General features: G+C 59.2%; 14 protein-coding genes. 8 read left to right on the top strand and 6 right to left on the bottom strand.

What is annotated here, in order from left to right:
- Nucleotides 1–152: 152 nt before the first annotated feature.
- Entirely contained in the window at nucleotides 153–1,940 is a 1,788-nt protein-coding gene (locus KLP40_RS00710; protein WP_215591573.1) for a methylmalonyl-CoA mutase family protein, read from the bottom strand.
- Nucleotides 1,941–2,106: 166 nt separating this feature from the next.
- On the opposite strand from KLP40_RS00710, the gene KLP40_RS00705 reads away from it, so the two are divergent.
- The 4 genes from KLP40_RS00705 to dnaA all read left to right on the top strand — a co-directional run bounded on the left by KLP40_RS00705 (nucleotide 2,107) and on the right by dnaA (nucleotide 7,251).
- Entirely contained in the window at nucleotides 2,107–3,441 is a 1,335-nt protein-coding gene (locus KLP40_RS00705) for a hypothetical protein (RefSeq protein WP_215591571.1), read from the top strand.
- A gap of 298 nt (nucleotides 3,442–3,739) precedes the next feature.
- Complete coding sequence (locus KLP40_RS00700; protein ID WP_215591570.1) at nucleotides 3,740–4,495, top strand: 5'-nucleotidase C-terminal domain-containing protein; 756 nt, start codon at nucleotides 3,740–3,742, stop codon at nucleotides 4,493–4,495.
- 147 nt (nucleotides 4,496–4,642) lie between these two features.
- The gene (locus KLP40_RS00695) at nucleotides 4,643–5,572 is read left to right on the top strand and encodes a bifunctional metallophosphatase/5'-nucleotidase (protein WP_215591569.1); all 930 of its coding nucleotides are present in this window, start codon (nucleotides 4,643–4,645) and stop codon (nucleotides 5,570–5,572) included.
- Nucleotides 5,573–5,751: 179 nt separating this feature from the next.
- The gene (gene dnaA, locus KLP40_RS00690) at nucleotides 5,752–7,251 is read left to right on the top strand and encodes a chromosomal replication initiator protein DnaA (protein WP_215591568.1); all 1,500 of its coding nucleotides are present in this window, start codon (nucleotides 5,752–5,754) and stop codon (nucleotides 7,249–7,251) included.
- 170 nt (nucleotides 7,252–7,421) lie between these two features.
- On the opposite strand, the gene KLP40_RS00685 is transcribed toward dnaA, so the two are convergent.
- The gene (locus KLP40_RS00685) at nucleotides 7,422–7,964 is read right to left on the bottom strand and encodes a transposase (protein WP_215591567.1); all 543 of its coding nucleotides are present in this window, start codon (nucleotides 7,962–7,964) and stop codon (nucleotides 7,422–7,424) included.
- A 73-nt stretch (nucleotides 7,965–8,037) separates the two neighbouring features.
- On the opposite strand from KLP40_RS00685, the gene KLP40_RS00680 reads away from it, so the two are divergent.
- The gene (locus KLP40_RS00680) at nucleotides 8,038–8,265 is read left to right on the top strand and encodes a hypothetical protein (protein WP_215591566.1); all 228 of its coding nucleotides are present in this window, start codon (nucleotides 8,038–8,040) and stop codon (nucleotides 8,263–8,265) included.
- Nucleotides 8,266–8,649: 384 nt separating this feature from the next.
- On the opposite strand, the gene KLP40_RS00675 is transcribed toward KLP40_RS00680, so the two are convergent.
- Both KLP40_RS00675 and KLP40_RS00670 read right to left on the bottom strand, forming a co-directional pair.
- Entirely contained in the window at nucleotides 8,650–9,129 is a 480-nt protein-coding gene (locus tag KLP40_RS00675; protein ID WP_215591564.1) for a hypothetical protein, read from the bottom strand.
- 145 nt (nucleotides 9,130–9,274) lie between these two features.
- Nucleotides 9,275–9,703, bottom strand: coding sequence for an OsmC family peroxiredoxin (locus tag KLP40_RS00670; protein WP_215591563.1), 429 nt, complete (start codon nucleotides 9,701–9,703; stop codon nucleotides 9,275–9,277).
- A 175-nt stretch (nucleotides 9,704–9,878) separates the two neighbouring features.
- On the opposite strand from KLP40_RS00670, the gene KLP40_RS00665 reads away from it, so the two are divergent.
- The 3 genes from KLP40_RS00665 to KLP40_RS00655 all read left to right on the top strand — a co-directional run bounded on the left by KLP40_RS00665 (nucleotide 9,879) and on the right by KLP40_RS00655 (nucleotide 15,993).
- Nucleotides 9,879–11,381 (top strand): GH3 family domain-containing protein, encoded by a 1,503-nt coding sequence (locus tag KLP40_RS00665; RefSeq protein WP_215591562.1) that lies wholly within the window; start codon nucleotides 9,879–9,881, stop codon nucleotides 11,379–11,381.
- A 224-nt stretch (nucleotides 11,382–11,605) separates the two neighbouring features.
- Entirely contained in the window at nucleotides 11,606–14,584 is a 2,979-nt protein-coding gene (locus KLP40_RS00660) for a SusC/RagA family TonB-linked outer membrane protein (RefSeq protein WP_215591561.1), read from the top strand.
- Between the two features lie 44 nt (nucleotides 14,585–14,628).
- Nucleotides 14,629–15,993, top strand: coding sequence for a RagB/SusD family nutrient uptake outer membrane protein (locus KLP40_RS00655; protein ID WP_215591560.1), 1,365 nt, complete (start codon nucleotides 14,629–14,631; stop codon nucleotides 15,991–15,993).
- A gap of 63 nt (nucleotides 15,994–16,056) precedes the next feature.
- On the opposite strand, the gene prfB is transcribed toward KLP40_RS00655, so the two are convergent.
- Both prfB and KLP40_RS00645 read right to left on the bottom strand, forming a co-directional pair.
- Nucleotides 16,057–17,134 (bottom strand): peptide chain release factor 2 gene (prfB, locus tag KLP40_RS00650; protein ID WP_215591559.1). Its coding sequence is split into 2 segments (ribosomal slippage): nucleotides 16,057–17,073 and nucleotides 17,075–17,134, totalling 1,077 coding nucleotides; the frame shifts between segments, so codons are not numbered across the junction.
- A gap of 158 nt (nucleotides 17,135–17,292) precedes the next feature.
- A complete protein-coding gene (locus tag KLP40_RS00645) occupies nucleotides 17,293–18,357 on the bottom strand; it encodes a branched-chain amino acid aminotransferase (RefSeq protein WP_215591558.1) in 1,065 nt (354 codons plus the stop codon).
- Nucleotides 18,358–18,441: the final 84 nt, after the last annotated feature.

Raw genomic sequence — 18,441 nt, 5'->3', positions numbered from 1 at the left:
TTTGAATTAAAAATTGAGAATTAAGAATTAAAAAACGAGGAATCTGCTGCCGCGTACGGGGCTCTGCTGAGCGTCGGGCACTTCCTCATCCAGCTTCTCAATTCGCCAAAGTGAACGGGTGGGGTGGGAAGGCTATTTTTAATCTTTCACTTTTAATTTTTAACTCCTTTCCCCTGCAGCCGGGCCAGTACGTCCTCGGTGCTGTAGCCTTGCACGGAGAATTCCCTGAGGCCGAATAGCTGCACAGCCTCCTGCATGGTAGCCAGGTCGGCGGTGAGCAGGGCAGAAGGAACAAAGTTGGGCTCGTCGAGCGGCACCTGGTTGATGGCCCGGGCCAGGCGGCCGAACTGCTCGGGGGTGGCGTACATGAGCGTGGCTTGCTCAAACGAGGAAAACAGCACCGACAAGGTGCCCTCGGGGTGGGACTGGCGCAGTTCGGGCCGCTCCAGGGCCGGGAGGGTGCGCAGGAAGGAGTCGAGGATGAGCTGGTTGGTGTGCGCGCCCAGCAGCACCAAAGCGGCGCGCTTCTTCTTTTTCTCCCGGCGCTCAAAGTGCAGGGCCGTGGCCAGGCGCAGCACTTCGGTGGGGTAGGCGGCCCGGGTGCTGTCGAATTCCTGGCTCCGCAGCAGGCGTTTGGGGTTGTAGTCGAACTGCTCCTGGGCGTTCTGGTAGCGGTTGGTACCCACTACCACCTGCTCGCCGCTGGCAATGCGCCGGAACTGGGCCTGGGCCGAGGCGTGCAGCTGGCCCAGCACGAGGCCGGTGGCGGCGGGCAGCCCGCCAGCCGTTTCTATCTGCTGGAACAGGGCCCAGGCTTCGCGGGCCAGCGTATCGGTGAGGGTTTCGAGGTAAAAGGAGCCGGCCGCCGGGTCCTGCACGTGGCCCAGGTAAGCTTCTTCGCGCAGCAGAATAGGCAGGTTGCGGGCCAGGCGCTCGGCAAACTCGTTGGGGGCGTGAAACAGGCTGTCGAAGGTGCCCACGCTCAGGGCATCGGCCCCGCCCAGCACGGCGCTCATGGCCTCGGTGGTCACGCGCAGCAGGTTGGTGTGCGGGTCGAGGGTGGTCTGGCTCCAGGTGGCGGTGCTGGCGAAAATGGTCAGGTGCTGGGCTACTTCCGCCGGCAGGCCGTAGGCGTGCAGCAGGGTAGTCCAGAGCCGGCGGGCGGCCCGCAGCTTGGCTATTTCAAAGAAGTAGTTGGGCGCCACGGCCACGTGCAGGTGCAGGGCGGCGGCCACCTCGGCCAGCGGTAGGTCATCGGTGGGCAGGGTGCTCAGGTAGGCGGCAGCCGTACTCAGGGCGAAGGCCAGCTGCTGGGTGGCCGTGGCGCCGCGGTTGCCATAGTACGCTGCATCAATTCCCAGAGCCCGGAACTCCGGCCAGGCCCGGCTGGCCGCCACCACGGCCCGCAGCTCCTGCTGCTGGGCGGCCAGGTTGGGAGCGTGCTGGGTAATGGGGTCGGACACCAGGAAGCCGCGCAGGGCTACGCCGGCAGCGGAAAGTTGCTCCAGCAGCGCGGCCGCGCCCCCGCGCACCGAGTAGCCCACGTAGGTTTCGGCCAGCGGAATCTGCCGCAAGAGGTAAGCTACGTCGAAGCCTTCGGTGTGAGCCAGCACAAAGTGCGCCCCCTCGGCCCCCAGGGCCAGGGCCGCCGCCGCCCGGTCGATGGCCGCGTGCCCCCGGTCGAGGGCGGGCACCACGTAGGTCGGCACGTTGCGCCAGGCAGCTTCGGGGCGTACCTGCGGGGCCGGGGCACCGCCCAGCTCCTGCAGGGCTTCCTGGTGGTAGAAGGGAGCTACCGGAAAGCCGTCGAGTGTCTGCCAGGTAAGGGTGGCGGGGTCCTGGCCTTTCAGGTCGCGGGCCAGGCGCTCCTGCCACTGGGCAGTGGTAACGGCGGGGAACTCAGCAAAGGAAACCGGCACGGGTAGGGGCGAATCGGCCATAAAAGCAGCGGGGTGGGGTGGGAAAACGACGGGCCCGGAGGCCGGGGCTAAAGATACTGGTTCGGGGGCGAATGCGGCTTTTGGCGGTGGCGGAAGCGGAGTGTACCTTTGCTGCTCCCTGTCCGAATGCTACTTAACTCGAGCAACCAAACCATTATTACCCGATATGCTGATAAGCAAAAGAATACTCGTGCTGTTTCTTACGATGATGGGGTGGCTCTCTGCTCAAGCCCAAACCAATTTTCGGCCCGGCTACGTGGTCACTTTAGCCGGTGATACCCTGCGAGGTGAGGTAGATTCGCGTGCCGGTCTGCGCAATGGCCGATTGACGCGTTACCGGTCTTCACCTACTGCGGATATTATCGAGTATAAGCCTCAACAGGTGCGCGGCTATGGTTTTCCAGGCCGCCGCTTCCAATCCGAAATGGTGCTGCTGGCCGACTCGGTTCAATACAAGTCGTTTTTTGACGCCCGTATTGATTCCATTCGGCAACCGGTATTTCTGGAGATGGTGGTAAGCGGCTCGTTGTCGCTGTTCTTTCTGAAAGATCGTCAGGCAACTCCCCATTACTATGTGCGGGGGGCGGAGGGCCAATTGCTGGAGTTGAACAAGAGCACGGAGAGGGTAATTGGCAGTAAGGCCCTGTATGACAATGGGATTACGCCAAAATACAACACGGGTACCCTTGCGGCATACGACCGGCAAGAGAACTCCTTTCGATATGTATTGCAAGCGGCTACCCGGCAGTGCCCGGCACTGCAAGAGCAGGTAACGAAAGTGCAGTTCGACCTGAACCCATTAGCGCGGCTGGTTCGGCGCTATAACGAGTGTGTGGGTTCTCCGCAATCCTTCTCGCAGGCTGCCGCGCCGCCTGCCCGCATCCGGCTGACGCTGGTGGCCGGCATGGGCGGTAGCCGGATTGAGCTAAACGACTACAGGGTTTATCAGAAGGTAACGGCCAACATCACGGCTGGAGCGCGGCCTGTAGGCGGGCTGGGTGTTCAGCTGCCGCTCAACAATATCAGTCCACGACTGGCTCTGCGGTTCGAGGCCCTCTACCATGCCCAGCAATACGAAAGTGCAGTTTTGCCAGGGGGACAATCCGTTTCTGCCGGTGTAAAACAGTATCAATACCGGGGTAAACTCAGCACGCTGCGCACCCCTTTGTTGGTACGATACACGCTCTCTACTGGACAATTTCGGCCCTTTGCCCAAGTGGGCTTCGGGACGAATTTTCAACTGGAGAACAGCTACGAAGTACGCCGGGTGTATCAGCCGGGAGAGGTACCCCTGTCTGATAGTGAATGGCGGCCATTGTTTGTTGCTGCCTTGTTGGAAACCGGATTTTTGGGTAGCCTGGGAATGACGACAGCAAACGATAACAAACGAAACGTGAGTCTAGAGCTTCGTTTTGAGCGCACTAATTCATTCAGGGGGTTACAAGGGGGGACTAACCTTGCGCGCTATATGCTGTTGCTGAGCTATGATCTGACGAAGTAAAAGGCCATTAACCGCCGCGTCAGAGGATGGGCACGCTTACAGTTCGGACCAGCGCGAAGTAGCCCACGCATAGCGGCCCGAAGCAGTATGCGCGCTGGCGTCGGGTGCCAATGCTGCGGAGCAGGCGGGTGGCTCCGGTACTTGGGTGATGGTTCGTCGAATACCGGGCGATACACCTCCTGGTACGTGCGAGAGGGAGCAAATTATTGCTGCCATTCACTGTTCCCTTTTTCAAGAGCCAACTCCGCTTGCGCTGCCGTATCTTTGCCCCCCCTGCTTTCCCAAATTTTCTGAACTGATGCACTTTCTTCGTTCCCGCGTGGCGGCCCTGGGCCTGCTGGCTGCGGTGGCCCTGGCGCCGGCCTGCCAGCGCGGGGCCTACCAGGCCAAGGCACAACTGGCTCCCGTAACGGCCCAGCCCGTTAGCGCTGCTCTGGCCGATAACGCGCAGGCGGCAGCCACCATCGCGCCCTACCGCCAGCGGGTGGTGGAGCAGATGACGGCCGTGCTGGGCACGGCCCCGGTAGCCCTCACCAAAAACTCCGGCGAATCGCCCCTGTCCAACTTCGTGGGCGATATTCAGCGGGCGCGGGCCAGCACCGAGCTGGGGCAGCCGGTGGCTCTGGGCGTGATGTCGAACGGTGGCCTGCGCGCGCCCATTCCGGCCGGCACCGTCACGCTGGGCTCGGTGTTCGAGCTGATGCCGTTTGAAAACGAGCTGGTGGTGCTCGAGGCCCCCGGTAGCGTGGTGGAGCAGTTTTTCGGCTACGCCGCCCGCATCAAGATGGCCGTTTCGGGCGCTACCTATTCCATCAGCCCCGAGGGCAAGCCTCAGAACATCCTGATCGGCGGGCAGCCTTTCAACCCGGCCCAACCCTACACCATCGCCATTTCCGATTACCTGGCCGGGGGCGGCGACGGTATGAGCTTCTTCAAGACGCTCACGCCCCGCAGTACGGGCGTGCTGCTGCGCACAGCCATTGCCGACTACATCCGCGAGCAGACCCAGCAGGGCAAGCCCATCGAGGCCCGCGTGGAAGGCCGCGTTAAGTAAAGGGGCGGTACCGGCTCGCTTTTCCCGTAGTGCGGCCAGCGCGGCGGGGCGGGCTCCGGCAGCGGAGGGTGTTGGCTCCACCTCTTCTTTTAATTTCTATGCGGATTTCCGCATCAGCATAATCACCCTAATCAGCGAGAATCCGTGATGAATCGGCGCGAATTTCTGAAGTATACCGGCCTGGGCGCCGCCTCGTTGGGCGTTTTGGGCGCGGGCGCCGTGCCCGCCGCCACCGCCGACAGCAAGGCTGTGCGCCTGACTATTCTGCACACCAACGACATGCACTCGCGCATCGAGCCCTTCCCCGAAAATGCCTCTCAGTGGGCCGGGCTGGGCGGTATGGCCCGGCGCGCGGCCCTCATTGAGCAGGTGCGCCGGCAGGAGCCCAACGTGCTGCTGCTTGATTCCGGCGACATCTGGCAGGGCACGCCCTACTTCAACTTCTTTCAGGGGGAGCTCGAGTACAAGCTCATGAGCCAGATGGCCTACGACGCCAGCACCCTCGGCAACCACGATTTCGACAACGGCCTGGAGGGGCTCCAGAAGCAGCTGCCCAACGCCACCTTCCCCTTCCTGATTGCCAACTACGACTTCTCCAACACCATTCTGGCCGGCAAATTCCAGCCCTACAAGGTATTCGAGAAGCAGGGCATCCGCATCGGCGTGTTCGGGCTGGGCATTGAAATGGCTGGTCTGGTGGCCGACAAGAACTTCGGGGCCACCCAATACCTCGATCCTATTGCCACGGCCAACACCATGGTGGCCAAACTGCGGGGCGCCGAAAAGTGCGACCTGGTCATCTGCCTTTCCCACCTGGGCTACAAATACGAGAATGCCAAAATAGATGACCGTAAGCTGGCTGCCCAGGTCAGCGGCATCGACCTTATACTAGGCGGCCACACCCACACGTTCCTGGAGGCCCCCGATTCGGTGGCCAGCCCCAACGGCCGGGCCACGCTCATCAACCAGGTGGGCTGGGCCGGTATCAATCTGGGCCGCCTTGATTATTCCTTTGAACGGGGCAGCCGCCGGCCTTCGGTGGCGGCCACGGCCGTGCTGCCGATTACGGCGGCCTAGGGCGCCTCGCAAATGCAGGAAGTGGTAAAACCGGGTGAAATACAAGCACCGGGAAGATTTTTTGTCTCCTTAGTTTTCCACATTTTTGTCTCCCTCTAAAAAAAGGGGCCTGTTTTGGCCACTTTCCGCCCTGTTCACTGCCTCACCCGCACCCTCATTGCTTTTGCCCTATTTGATTGATGCTGAAGGATTGCCAAACCGTCTGGGCCAACTGTCTTCGCGTCATCAAATCAACGATTGGTGAGCAGAGCTTCCGCACGTGGTTTCAACCCATCGTGCCGGTGCAGCTGCACAATAACGTGCTGCTGATTCAGGTGCCGAGCACGTACTTCTACGAGTTTCTGGAGGAGCACTACGTGGAGGAGCTCAAGCGGGCCATTCACCAGGAGCTGGGCCCCGAGGGGCGGCTGGAGTACAGCATCGTGGTTGATCAGGGCAATGCCCAGCAGAAGCCGCGCACCCTGAACCTGCCCACCACCCGGCGGGCGGCCGGCCCCACGGCCTCCGCCACGCCCGCGGCCCGGGCCATGGAGTATAGTTCCCAGACGGCTTCGGCCCGCAACGTGGCGGCTGCCGCCGTGCTGCCCGCCCCCACGCCGGCTACCCTGCGCAACCCTTTCGAGGCCAGCAAAACCATTGAGCGCGACTACCTCAAGTCGCAGCTGAACACTACGTACACCTTCGAGAACTACATCGAAGGCGACTGTAACCGCCTCTCGCGCTCGGCCGGGCTGGCCGTGGCCAACAAGCCGGGGACTACCAGCTTCAACCCGCTCATGATTTACGGCGGCGTGGGGCTGGGCAAAACCCATCTGGTACAGGCCATCGGCAACCACATCAAGGCCACGAATACTGATAAGTTCGTGCTCTACGTGTCGGCCGAGAAGTTCACCAACCAGTTCATTGAAAGCCTGCGCTCCAACCAGGTCCAGGACTTCGCCAACTTCTACCTGCTGGTGGACATCCTGATTCTCGACGACGTGCAGTTTTTGTCGGGCAAGGACAAGACGCAGGAAATGTTCTTTCACATCTTCAACCACCTGCACCAGGCTGGTAAGCAGATTGTGATGACCTCGGACCGCCCCCCGCGCGACCTGGTAGGGCTGGAAGACCGCCTGTTGTCGCGCTTTAAGTGGGGCCTGACGGCCGACCTGCAAAGTCCCGACTTTGAGACGCGCATGGCCATCATCCAGAACAAGATGCAGCAGGATGGCATTGACATTCCGCCGCAGGTGGTGGAGTACCTGGCCCACTCAGTGAATACCAACGTGCGGGAGCTGGAAGGCGTGCTGATTTCGCTGGTGGCCCAAAGCAGCCTCAACCGCCGCGAGATTGACCTGGAAATGGCCAAGCAGGCCCTGCGCCACATCATTGAGGAAGTGGAGGCCGAAGTCAACATCGACTTTATCCAGAAAACCTGCGCCGAGTATTTCAGCGTGCCGCTGGATTTGCTGAAGGCCAAAACCCGCAAGAAGGAGGTGGTGACGGCCCGGCAGGTGGCCATGTATTTCGCCAAGGAGCACACCAGCCACTCACTCAAGAGCATTGGTCACCACTTCGGCGGCCGCGACCATAGCACCGTCATCCACTCCGTGCAAACCGTCTCGGACCTGATTGACTCCGACAAGAGCTTCCGCAGCACCATCGTGGAGCTGCGCAAGAAGTTCGCGGGCCGGTAGCGGGTATTCAGTGGTGAGTATTGAGTACTGAGTACGGAGACGCAGATACTCGTAAGCGGAAAAAAGAGCTGGGGTTTTCGGTCGGGCACTGTGCGTGCAGAACGAAAATCCCAGCTCTTTTTTTTGATACTTAATACCAAATACTCAATACCAAATACTCAATACCTACTCTACCCTACTATTTTAGTTACCTGATAGCGAGCGACTTTCCAGCTAATCCAGCGCATTAGGGCCTCCACCATGCGGGCCATGGGTTCGTGCGGGCTCGTGGCGGGGCGGGTGAGTTGGCGTAAGATGTTGAGGCCGTGGCGGCTTAAGCTGGTGGCCCGGTAGCCATGCTTCTTGCGCTTAATCGGGGCACGCTTGGTGTGGGCCACCGTGCCCACGCTCAGGCACAAGGCATAGGCTAAAGTGACTAAGGCGACGAGCTTGCGCAACTTGTGGCGACAACGCAAATGGCTGGCCTCCAGGTTGAAGCCACGGCCTTTCAGGTTTTGAAAGCATGGCTCAATCGTCCACCGTTTGGCGTAAAGCTGGTCCATGTAGGGCCGGCCCACGGTGCCAAACAGGAACAGAAAATCGCCCTCGGCCAAGGCCTTGACCCAGACCTGTCCCCACACGCCGTCGGCTTGTACGTGGGCAAAGCGGCGCACCTGTCCAACGGCCAGGCCCAGGTCGGTTACGGCCGCCCGCCGCCCGCCGCCCGTTGGCATAGGTGAGCTGATGGTGTTTGGGCAGGCGCATGACAAAATTCAATCCGTTGTCCTGAAGCCACTTTAGCCACACGTGACCTACAAACTCCCGGTCGCCCAGCACGAGCCCAATGCGGTGCTTACCCAGCACCTGTACGCAGGTTTGCAGCAGGGCAATGCGGTCAGCGGCGCTGGAATTGCCGCTGCGATTGTCGAGCAATTCCCAGTACAGGGGCAGCTGAAAGGCACCCTGGCCGACGGTAACGAGCAGAATGTTGACCTGGCACTGGCCAAAATCCCATTCGGTGCGGTCTACGCATAGACGCAACTTGCCCGTAGCCGGCAACAGGCGCAGCAATAAGTGGGCTAGCAGGCCATAATCGAGCGATACTTCGCGGAAGAAATCCTGAATGCGGGTCTCGTTGGAGGCCACTTTGACGTGGTCGTTGAGGTGCTGGGCCACTTCGCCAAATTGCACGTTACGGCTCTTGATGAGCCCGATAATGAACTGCGCAATAAACTTTTGGCGGGACAGATGGCGCACAATGGGCACCTGTTGCAAAAGGGTCGTAAGTTTGGCTTTGAGGCGGTGCTTCACGGGGCGGAACGGGTTTGGATGGTGTAGGAACCCCAAAGGTCGACCGCCCCGTTTTAGCCCTCAAAATTTAGTAGGGTAGAGTACTCAATACCAAGTACTCAATACTGCTTATTGCGCGTCGCGCAGGGCAATGCTGTGTTTGGCGGCGAAAGCGCGGACCTGCTCGCGGAGCAGGCGCTTACGCTTGGCCCCTTTCACCTGGCGCAGGCTCAGGTTAAGGGTGTTGCCTTCTTTCAGCTGCACCCGCAACTGCTGCGGTGCCAGCTCCAGGCCACTGATTTCCTCGGCAGCCAGGGCCTGTTTGGGGCGGAACAGGCCGTCCTTATGCACAATGTAAGCGGGCGTGAACTCCAGGTAGCTCTGGGTGCCGAAGATAGGCGCATTGTGCACCAGCACGTAGCCCACGTACACCAGGCTGAACAGCAGGAACAGGTAGTGCAGGAAGTGGAAGTCACTGGCCCCCGCGCCCGTTACAATGAGCGCCACCGTGTAGCCTATCCAGAGGAAGCCCAGAAAGAGTTGGCCCCAGAACGGGATGCGCTGCGTGTTGGCGGGCTGCAGACGAATGCGGGTAGAGTCAGGATGCATAGAAAACGGAAAGGTCTATTGGACCCGCAAAAGTAAGGAGTTGCCGGGTATCTGTTGCCGGTTGTCCGTTGCTGGTTGTTCGTTGTCAGTTTCCCCAATGGATTCCCTGACAACGAACAACCAGCAACGGACAACTAACAATCACCTACTTCAGCTTGGCCGAGACCAGCTCCATTTCCGGTACGGCTTTCAGCAGCACTGACATGGGGCAGTTTTCCTTGGCCTTTTCGGCGTACTGCTGAAATTCTTCCTGCGAAATGCCTTCTACTTCGCCTTCGGTGCTGAGGCTGATTTTTACCACCTTGGGCACCTCGCCCGAGGTATCCAGCGTTACTTTCGATTCGGTCTGGATCTGCTTGACGGCTTTGCCATCTTTGCTTAGAATGCTGGTCAGAAACATCGTGAAGCAGCCGGCGTGGGCCGCGCCGATGAGTTCCTCCGGGTTCGTGCCTTTCTGGCCTTCGAAGCGCGCGCCGGTGGAATAGGGGGCTTCGACGGTGCCGCTCTGGGTGGAGATATGGCCGCCGCCTTTGATGTCGCCGTTCCAGACGGCTTTACCACGTTGGTGAATCATGAGCAAGTGTTTTGAGTATGGAAGGAAATGGTAAGTTTACTGCCTAGGGTACGGCAGAAAGGCACCAAAAGATGGGGCCGGCCTTCGTGAACCAGGGGCCGCCGTTGGCCGGGCTAGCCGTCAGGCTCCTGCAGCCAGCCCTGTTCTACCTCTTTCGTCTGTTTAGTTGCCGCCGATGGGCCTGAAATCTACCCTCTCCCGCCCCCTGGCTGCCTACGTGGCCGCCCAGTACCGCCGCTGGCAACAGGACCCCGTCGGAACCCAGCAGCAGGTGCTGCACCAACTGTTGGTCCGGGGCGCGCGCACCAGCTTCGGCCACGACCATGACTTGTCTGCGGCCCGCACTGCCCAGGACCTGGCCGCCCGCGTTCCCATCCGCGACTACGAGGCCCTCAAGCCCTATTTTGAACGTATGAAGGCCGGCGAAGCGGATGTTCTCTGGCCGGGCAAGCCCCTGTACCTGGCCAAAACCAGCGGTACCACCTCGGGGGCCAAATACATTCCTCTCACCCGCGACAGTATCCCCAACCACATCAACGGGGCCCGCGATGCCCTGCTTCAGTACGTGCACCAAACGGGGAAAAGCCGCTTTCTCGACGGGAAGATGATGTTCCTCTCGGGCTCGCCGGCGCTGGAAGTGGTCAACGGTCTGCGCACGGGCCGGCTTTCGGGCATCGTGAACCACCACGTACCGGCCTATCTGCGCCGTAACCAGCTGCCCGGCTACGCCACCAATGTCATCGAGGATTGGGAAACCAAGCTGGACGGTATCGTGGAGGAAACCCTGGCCGCCCCCATGACCCTGATTTCGGGGATTCCGCCCTGGGTGCAGATGTATTTTGACCGCCTCGTGGCCCGCACCGGCCGGCCGGTGGGAGAGTTGTTCCCGAACTTCGACCTATTCGTGTACGGGGGCGTGAATTTTGAGCCCTACCGCAAAAAGCTCTTCGACACCATCGGCCGGCCCGTGGATAGCATCGAGCTGTTTCCGGCTTCCGAGGGCTTTCTGGCCTTCCAGGATGAGCCGGGCAACCCCGGCCTGTTGCTGCTGCTGAACGCCGGTATTTTCTTTGAGTTTGTGCCGGCCGAACGGTTCTTTGAGCCCAACCCACCGCGCCTGACCCTGGCCGAAGTAGAGCTGGACCGCCAGTATGCTTTGGTACTCACCAGCAACGCCGGCCTCTGGGGTTACAGCCTCGGCGACACCGTTCGGTTCGTGAGCCGCTATCCGTTCCGGGTGGTGGTGTCGGGCCGCATCAAGCATTTCCTCTCGGCCTTTGGCGAACACGTCATCGGGGAGGAGGTGGAGCAGGCCCTGCGCGACGCCATGCGCCAGCACCCTGAAGTAGAAGTAGTGGAGTTCACCGTCGCGCCCTTGGTCAGCAACGACCCGGCCGTGCCGTCCCGCCACGAGTGGCTCGTGGAGTTTGCCCGTCCGCCCCACGATGCCGCTGCCTTTGCCGCCGCCCTGGATACCGGTCTGCGCCACCGCAACACGTATTATAATGATCTGCGGACGGGCAATATTCTGGTTCCGCTGCTGCTGACTGCCTTGCCTGCCGGCGCGTTTCAGCTAGCTATGAAGCGAAAAGGCAAGCTGGGCGGGCAAAACAAGGTGCCCCGGCTGAGTAACGACCGGGACTTGGCAGAAGAATTATTTCCTTGCCGCCTTCTGTGAGGAGTTCAATTTGGCACTTTATTCATTCAAAAAATAGACTATTATCATAAAAAGCTATTGTGAGGTCGGGTGCACAGGTCCGTATTGAATTCCTTTCAAAAAATGTTGGCACAGATAACTACTTTTAGCAGAAGGTAGGGGGAAGTGTTTGCTTTTTTTCAATTTCAGACAATTAATCCTACTTTGGCGCGCAGTTCAATCTCACCAAACTCTTTTTCACTCACATGCGGAAAACTTTATTAACTGCGGCTCTGCTCGCGCCCATCCTGTTGCAGCAGGCGGCCGCGCAGGATCGACAAATCTCCGGAAGAGTAACGGATCGTGAAACCAGTCAGGGCCTGCCCGGGGTGACGGTACTCGTGAAGGGTACAACCATAGGTGTATCTACCAACTCAGATGGTACCTATACACTCAACGTTCCAGCTACTGCCACTACTTTAACCTTCTCCTCCATTGGCTTCCTGCCTGTAGAGCGGGCTATCGGAACGGCTTCAACTGTTGATGCCGGACTTGTTTCGGATTCCAAGCAACTTGGTGAGGTAGTAGTAAGCGGTCTGGCTTCCAACGTGAAGCGTTCTAACCTGGCCAACAACGTAGCGTCTATCTCCGCGCAGGAGCTTGTAGGCAATACGCGTGCTGCTACCGTTGACCAGGCCATGTATGGTAAGCTGTCGGGCGCCGTTATAACCCAGAATAGCGGGGCACCAGGGGGCGGACTGTCAGTACAGCTGCGGGGGCCATCCTCTATTTCGAACAGCACTGAGCCCCTCTATATTATCGATGGGGTGTACGCGAACAACTCCTCGTACGATTCGGGTCGGGGTGCCAATGCTTTTACCGCAGCTGGTGGTAGCCGCCAGGATGGTTCCACGAACCGGATGTCGGACATCAACCCAGACGATATCGAGTCTATCGAGGTTCTGAAAGGGTCTTCTGCGGCAGCCATTTATGGTACGCGGGCTAACAACGGGGTAATTATTATTACCACCAAGCGGGGCAAATCTGGGCGTACTCAGGTAGGTTTCCGTCAGGACGTTGGCGTTACCAGCATCCTGCGCCGCTTGGGCCAGGAAGACTGGACTGCCGAGAAGATCAGCAACTTCGGTCGTTTGCGTGGCACCGGTACGGTAGCTGGCGAAATTGCGCGTCTGAATGCAGCTCAGGCTGCCGGTCAGATCTACGACTATGAGGATGAGCTCTTCGGTAACGTTGGTTTCCTGAGCAATACCAACCTCAATGTTTCAGGCGGTGGTGATAAGATTCGCTACTACATCTCCGGCTCGAATGCCGATGAGGGAAGCATCGTCAAAAATCTGGGTTTCCGTCGGAGCTCCATCCGTGCCAACCTGAACGCTGATATCACCAAGAACCTGGAGATTGGCACGCAGACCAACTATACGAACGCGTCCAACCAGCGGGGCTTCACCAACAACGCCAACAACGACGCCTCGGTGACCTACGCGTTGCCTTACCTGCCCAGCTACGCAAACCTGTTCCCGGTGAACGGCGTGTATCCGGATAACGAGTACGGCGGTGAAAATCCATTGGCTATCCGGGACCGGGCAGTCAATGACGAGAAAACCAACCGCTTCATTCAGACCGGAACCCTTAACTACTATTTCCTGCGGAGTGAGCGCACCTCGTTGCGCCTGAACGTACAGGGTGGTGTCGATTACACGCTTACGGAACAGGAACTGTACCTGCCAGACGATTTGCAGTCGCAGCGGGCCAACGCCAATCCGGGCGCTTCCCGTTACTCTAAAAACCGGCAGCTCAATACCAACCTGAACACGATTCTGGTTTTGAATCATCAGGTGGGTAAAATCGGCCTGACTTCGCAGGCTGGTTTCGTGCGGTTGACGCAGAACTTCGATGGTTCTTTCACCCAAGGGGAAGGCCTGATTCCTGGTACCCGCAACCCTGCACTGGCCAAAATTCAGACTCTGGGTCAGGCGTTCACCCGGAATACCGATATCGGCTACTATGCTCAACAGGAAGCCAACTTTGACGACAAAGTAATTGCTACGCTGGGCATACGGGCTGACAAGAGCACGCTGAACTCGGAAGAGAACAAACTTTATTACTTCCCCAAAGCCTCGTTGGCCGTCAACATTGCCAACTTCGACTTCTGGACGGTTGATCCGGTAAGCCAGTTCAAGATTCGGGCGGCCTACGGAGAAACGGGCGGACCCGCGGGCTTCGGTGACTACTTCAGCCGTCTGCTGAGCGTGAGCATCGATAACCGTTTGGGCCTGCGTAACTCTACGCTCATCGGCTACGACAAGGTAGCGCCGGAGCGCGCCACCGAATTGGAAGGCGGTATTGAGCTGGGCTTCCTGGAAAACCGTCTGACGCTGGAGGCTACTGCTTATCGCAAGCAAGTGAAGGATCTTATTCTGACCTTCCCGCTGGCTCCTTCCACTGGTGCAGTCAGTGTAACAGGCTTCCCGATTGGCGATATGGTCAATAAAGGGATAGAGTTGGGTCTGGCCGTTACGGCCATTGATCAACCTAACTTCCGTTACGTCAACCGCACGCAGTTCTGGCTTAACCGCACCGAGATAACCAAACTGGATGTCGGCACGCAAATCGTAGGTCCGGGTTTTGGTAACTTCTACGGTAGAAACCAGCTCAAGCTCAACGAGTCGCCTACCCGCTGGTTTGGTGCGCCGCTGGTGAATGGTGAGCTGACTCCCTACCAGGAGTCGCAGCCGAAGTTCCAGATGACGTTTGCCAACAACTTCACCATCCTGAAGAACATCGACTTTTCCTTCCTGATTCACGTGAAGGAAGGGGGCTACAATAGTACGCTCACGCAACTGCTCTACGACGAAGGGGGTACGACCAAAGACTACAGCAATGATCCGGAGACGGCCCCCGACGGCGCCGTAACCACGCTGGGTGAGCGTCGCTACAACCAAGACACGCAGGGCTTTATCCAGGATGCCAGCTACATGAAGCTGCGGGAAGTGTCGTTGTACTATACTTTCTCGAAGGAGGCACTCGGAGAAACGCTTGGCCGCGCCATTCAGCGCGTAAAAATCGGGGTTTCCGGGAACAACTTGCTGCTGATTACGCCTTACAAAGGAGGCTATGATCCTGAGGTTTCGGCCTTTGGTAGCCGTCCGGTAGGTGGCAACATCGACTTGGCTGCTTTCCCCAGCGCCCGGCGTATGTTCTTCCACTTGGCCGTTGATTTTTGAGTCACGCCGAGTCCTTCGTCCTCCTTTTACTTACACTGAAGCAGATGTATAAAAATTTAACCAAAGCGCTGTGCCTTAGTGGTATGGTGCTGTCATTGGGGTCGTGCAGTTTTTTCGAACTGGAAAACGTAACTGACCCCAACTTCCCCGACCGTACCTCCTTCCTGGACAATCCGACGAAAGCACAGTTGGACTTCCTGGCTACCGGTACTTTCTCCGACCTGCGTACGAACGGCGCCAATACTGCTCAGGGCATTGTGCTGGCCTATCAGGTACCCGGCGTAATTGGCCGTGAAATCTACGTGTTGTCTACTTCGGACCCTCGTTACGTAACCGAGCTGCTGGGTATCCAGACCATCGACAACGCAAACTATCTGAGCAATTACTTCGGTGCGTATTCTTCCACCCGGCGTACGGCTCGTACGCTGGCCGATGCGGCCGCGAATAGCCCACAGATTTCCGAGGAGCAGCGCAATGGTTATCTGGGTTTCGCTAACACTGCGGAAGCCTATGCCATGCTGGTTCTGTCGGATCTGCAGTACGAAAATGGTTTGCGGGTAGATGTTTCGGATCCGCTTAACCCGGGTAAGATCAAGCCTTATCCGGAGGTATTGGCAGCGATAAAAGAGAAGTTGGATCTGGGGGCTAGCCAGTTGGCCCAAGCCGGTTCTACGCTGCCTTTCCCCGTGCCATCCGGTTTCGTAGATTTCAATACGCCGGCTACAATGGCTCAGTTCAACCGCGCTTTGGCTGCTCGGACTGCCATTCGTTCGAACAATTACCAGGATGCTTTGGCGGCCGTACAGGCCAGCTTCTTCAGCCTGACGGCATCTCCCACTGCGGGTCCGTTGTTCAACTATGGCGGTGCTAACCCGGACGTGTTCAATAGCCTGTTTCAGGTTCCTAATGCGAAGGGCTCCACGGTTGTGGTAGCGCATCCGTCTTTCATTACGGACATCCGCCCCGGCGATACGCGTAGAAGCAAGGTGCGGGAGCGTGATCTGCGCTCCACCACAGGTTTGAGCTCTTCGTATGAGCCCGCTATCTACGCTACCAACACGTCCCCGATTCCAGTTATCAAGAACGAGGAACTCATTTTGATTGCTGCTGAGGCCTACCTCAACACAAACAATAAGGCCAAGGCAGTAGAAGCCATCAATGTGCTGGCTACTGCCTATGGCGTAGCGCCTGTATCGGTAGCTGATAATGATGAGAAGCTGCTGAACGAGATTCTGTACCACCGCCGTTATTCGCTCTTCTATGAAGGCCAGCGGTGGGTGGATCTGCGCCGTCTGAACCGGCTGGGTGATATCGACCCTGAGACAACACAGGATGGTAAGAAAACCAGCGTTCTGACGCAGATGCCTCTGCCATTTGCTGAAGTTCAGTGGGATGTAGCCAATCCGTAAGCTGCAGGCAAATGAAAAAGCCCTCCGTGTAAGCGGAGGGCTTTTTTTGTTTATCGGGTTAGTTCAGCTCTGCATCAGGTAGCCCTTAATATACTCCTCCAAGTCACCGTCCAGCACGTTCTGCACGTCGGTGCGCTCGATGCCGGTGCGCAGGTCCTTGATGAGCTTGTAAGGGTGGAGCACGTAGTTGCGGATCTGGGAGCCGAAGTCGATGCGCTTCTTGCCGGCCTCCACCACGTCGCGGGCGGCGTTGCGCTTGTCCATCTCGATCTGGTAGAGGCGGGATTTGAGCATGCGCAGCGCGTGTTCCTTGTTCATGAGCTGACTGCGCTCAATCTGCACGGCGATGATGATGCCGGACGGGGCGTGGGTCAGGCGCACGGCCGTTTCCACCTTGTTCACGTTCTGACCGCCGGCGCCGCCGGCCCGGAACGTGTCCCAGCTGATGTCGGCGGGGTTGATTTCGATGTTGATGGTGTCATCAATTACCGGGTAGGCAAACACGGAGGCGAAGGAGGTGTGCCGCCGCCCGCTGCTGTCGAAGGGCGACATGCGCACGAGCCGGTGCACCCCGATTTCGCTTTTCAGGTAGCCGTAGGCAAACTGGCCGTCGATTTCCAGGGAGGCCGACTTGATGCCGGCGCCTTCGCCGGGCTGGTAGCTGAGCTGGCGCACCGTGAAGCCCTGCTTCTCGCCCCACATGATGTACATGCGCATGAGCATTTCGGCCCAGTCCTGGCTCTCGGTGCCGCCGGCGCCGGGGTTGATGTCGATAACGGCGGAAAGCTGGTCCTCCTCGTCGGAGAGCATGCGCTTGAACTCCAGGCGCTCCACGGCCTGCTCAGCAGCCTTAAACTCGCGCTGCATCTCGTCCTCGGGTACGTCGCCCTCGCGGTGGAACTCGTAGAGCACCTCCACATCCTCGACCTGCTTGGCCACGCCCTCGTAGTCGTCGGTCCAGACCTTGATGCCCTTGAGCTCACGCATGGTGGCCTCGGCCTGTTTCGAGTCGTTCCAGAAGCCGGGCGCGGTGGTCTGGGCCTCGATTTCTTCTACCTGTGCTTTGCGGGTATCGTAGTCAAAGATACCTCCTCAGGGCCTCGGCGCGGCCCTTCAACTCCTTCACCTGGTCGTAGGTCATGGAAAAAAAGTGTGAATGAAACAGAACGCCCAGCCGTTCGGCGGGTAGCCGAAAATGATGAGCAAGAAAGGCCAAAGGTGGCAAAAAAATACCCGGCAAACGAGCCGGAGCCGGAAGCTCCGGCGCATTGGCCGGGTACGAAGCGGAACGGCGGGCGACTACAGGCGCACCATCCAGCCGTGGGTATCGGGGGCCTCGCCGTTGCGGATGGCGGTGAGGGCGGCCGTAGCGCGGCGGGAAAAGGCTTCCTCGCCGGGCACGGGCAGGGTGTAGTCCTGGCCCTGGTAGCCGATAACGGCAATGGAGGCAATGGTAGCGGCGGTGCCTACCCCGAAGGCTTCCTGCAACGTCCCGTTGGCCTGGGCCTCCAGAATTTCCAGGGCCGAAACCTTGCGCTCTTCCACTTCCATGCCCCAGTCGCGGGCGAGCTGCAGCACGCTGCGGCGGGTGATACCGTCGAGGATGGAGGAACTCAGGGCAGGCGTTACGAGGCGACCATCGAGGATGAAAATGGCGTTCATCGTGCCCGATTCCTCCACGTACTTGTGCTCGGAGGCATCGGTCCAGATGAGCTGGTTGTAGCCTTCCTGCTGGCCCAGTTTGGTGGGGTACATGGCCGCGCCGTAGTTGCCGGCGTTCTTGGCAAAACCGGCGCCGCCCTCGGCCGAGCGCACGTAGCGCTCCTCGAAGCGCACCCGCAGCGGCTTAGGGTAGTAGAGGCCTACCGGGCAGGTAATAATCATGAAGCGGTACGACTCCGAAGGGCGCACGCCCAGCATGGCATCGGTGGCAAACATGAAGGGCCGGATGTAGAGGGCACTGCCCGCGAAGTCGGGCACCCAGTCGGTATCGAGGCGCACAAGCTGCATCAGGCCCTGCATGAACAGCTCTTCCGGCAGCGGGGGCATACACATGCGCTCAGCGGAGGCGTTCAGGCGGCGGAAATTATCCAGGGGGCGGAAAAACGACACCTCGCCGGCGGCATTCTTGTAGGCCTTCATACCCTCAAAAATTGACTGGCCGTAGTGAATGGCCGAGTTAGCCGGGCTCACCGTCATCGGGCCGTAGGGCAGGATTTGGGGCTCCTGCCACTCGCCATCGTGGTAGTCCACGACCAGCATGTGGTCGGAAAAGGTTTTACCGAATTCCAGGCTCGTGAAATCTATCCCGGGCAGGCGGGAGCTGGCAGTACGCTGCGTGGCAATAGTCAGGGTGTCGGTCATAGAGAAACGGGTGGGACGGGGTGAAACATGGACCGGGCGAGACTGGCCGTAAACCGGCCGCGGCCCGCCCGGCGGGTGGGGTGG

The organism is Hymenobacter piscis, assembly GCF_018760735.1.
In the GTDB taxonomy this organism is placed as follows: domain Bacteria; phylum Bacteroidota; class Bacteroidia; order Cytophagales; family Hymenobacteraceae; genus Hymenobacter; species Hymenobacter piscis.
This window is presented reverse-complemented; position numbering and strand designations above follow the sequence as displayed.

Bases quoted from the DNA above. Each gene is read 5' to 3' on its own strand.
- KLP40_RS00710 (WP_215591573.1), bottom strand. From the start codon at position 1,940: ATGGCCGATTCGCCCCTACCCGTGCCGGTTTCCTTTGCTGAGTTCCCC.
- KLP40_RS00705 (WP_215591571.1), top strand. From the start codon at position 2,107: ATGCTGATAAGCAAAAGAATACTCGTGCTGTTTCTTACGATGATGGGG.
- KLP40_RS00700 (WP_215591570.1), top strand. From the start codon at position 3,740: ATGCACTTTCTTCGTTCCCGCGTGGCGGCCCTGGGCCTGCTGGCTGCG.
- KLP40_RS00695 (WP_215591569.1), top strand. From the start codon at position 4,643: ATGAATCGGCGCGAATTTCTGAAGTATACCGGCCTGGGCGCCGCCTCG.
- dnaA (WP_215591568.1), top strand. From the start codon at position 5,752: ATGCTGAAGGATTGCCAAACCGTCTGGGCCAACTGTCTTCGCGTCATC.
- KLP40_RS00685 (WP_215591567.1), bottom strand. From the start codon at position 7,964: ATGCCAACGGGCGGCGGGCGGCGGGCGGCCGTAACCGACCTGGGCCTG.
- KLP40_RS00675 (WP_215591564.1), bottom strand. From the start codon at position 9,129: ATGCATCCTGACTCTACCCGCATTCGTCTGCAGCCCGCCAACACGCAG.
- KLP40_RS00670 (WP_215591563.1), bottom strand. From the start codon at position 9,703: ATGATTCACCAACGTGGTAAAGCCGTCTGGAACGGCGACATCAAAGGC.
- KLP40_RS00665 (WP_215591562.1), top strand. From the start codon at position 9,879: ATGGGCCTGAAATCTACCCTCTCCCGCCCCCTGGCTGCCTACGTGGCC.
- KLP40_RS00660 (WP_215591561.1), top strand. From the start codon at position 11,606: ATGCGGAAAACTTTATTAACTGCGGCTCTGCTCGCGCCCATCCTGTTG.
- KLP40_RS00655 (WP_215591560.1), top strand. From the start codon at position 14,629: ATGTATAAAAATTTAACCAAAGCGCTGTGCCTTAGTGGTATGGTGCTG.
- KLP40_RS00645 (WP_215591558.1), bottom strand. From the start codon at position 18,357: ATGACCGACACCCTGACTATTGCCACGCAGCGTACTGCCAGCTCCCGC.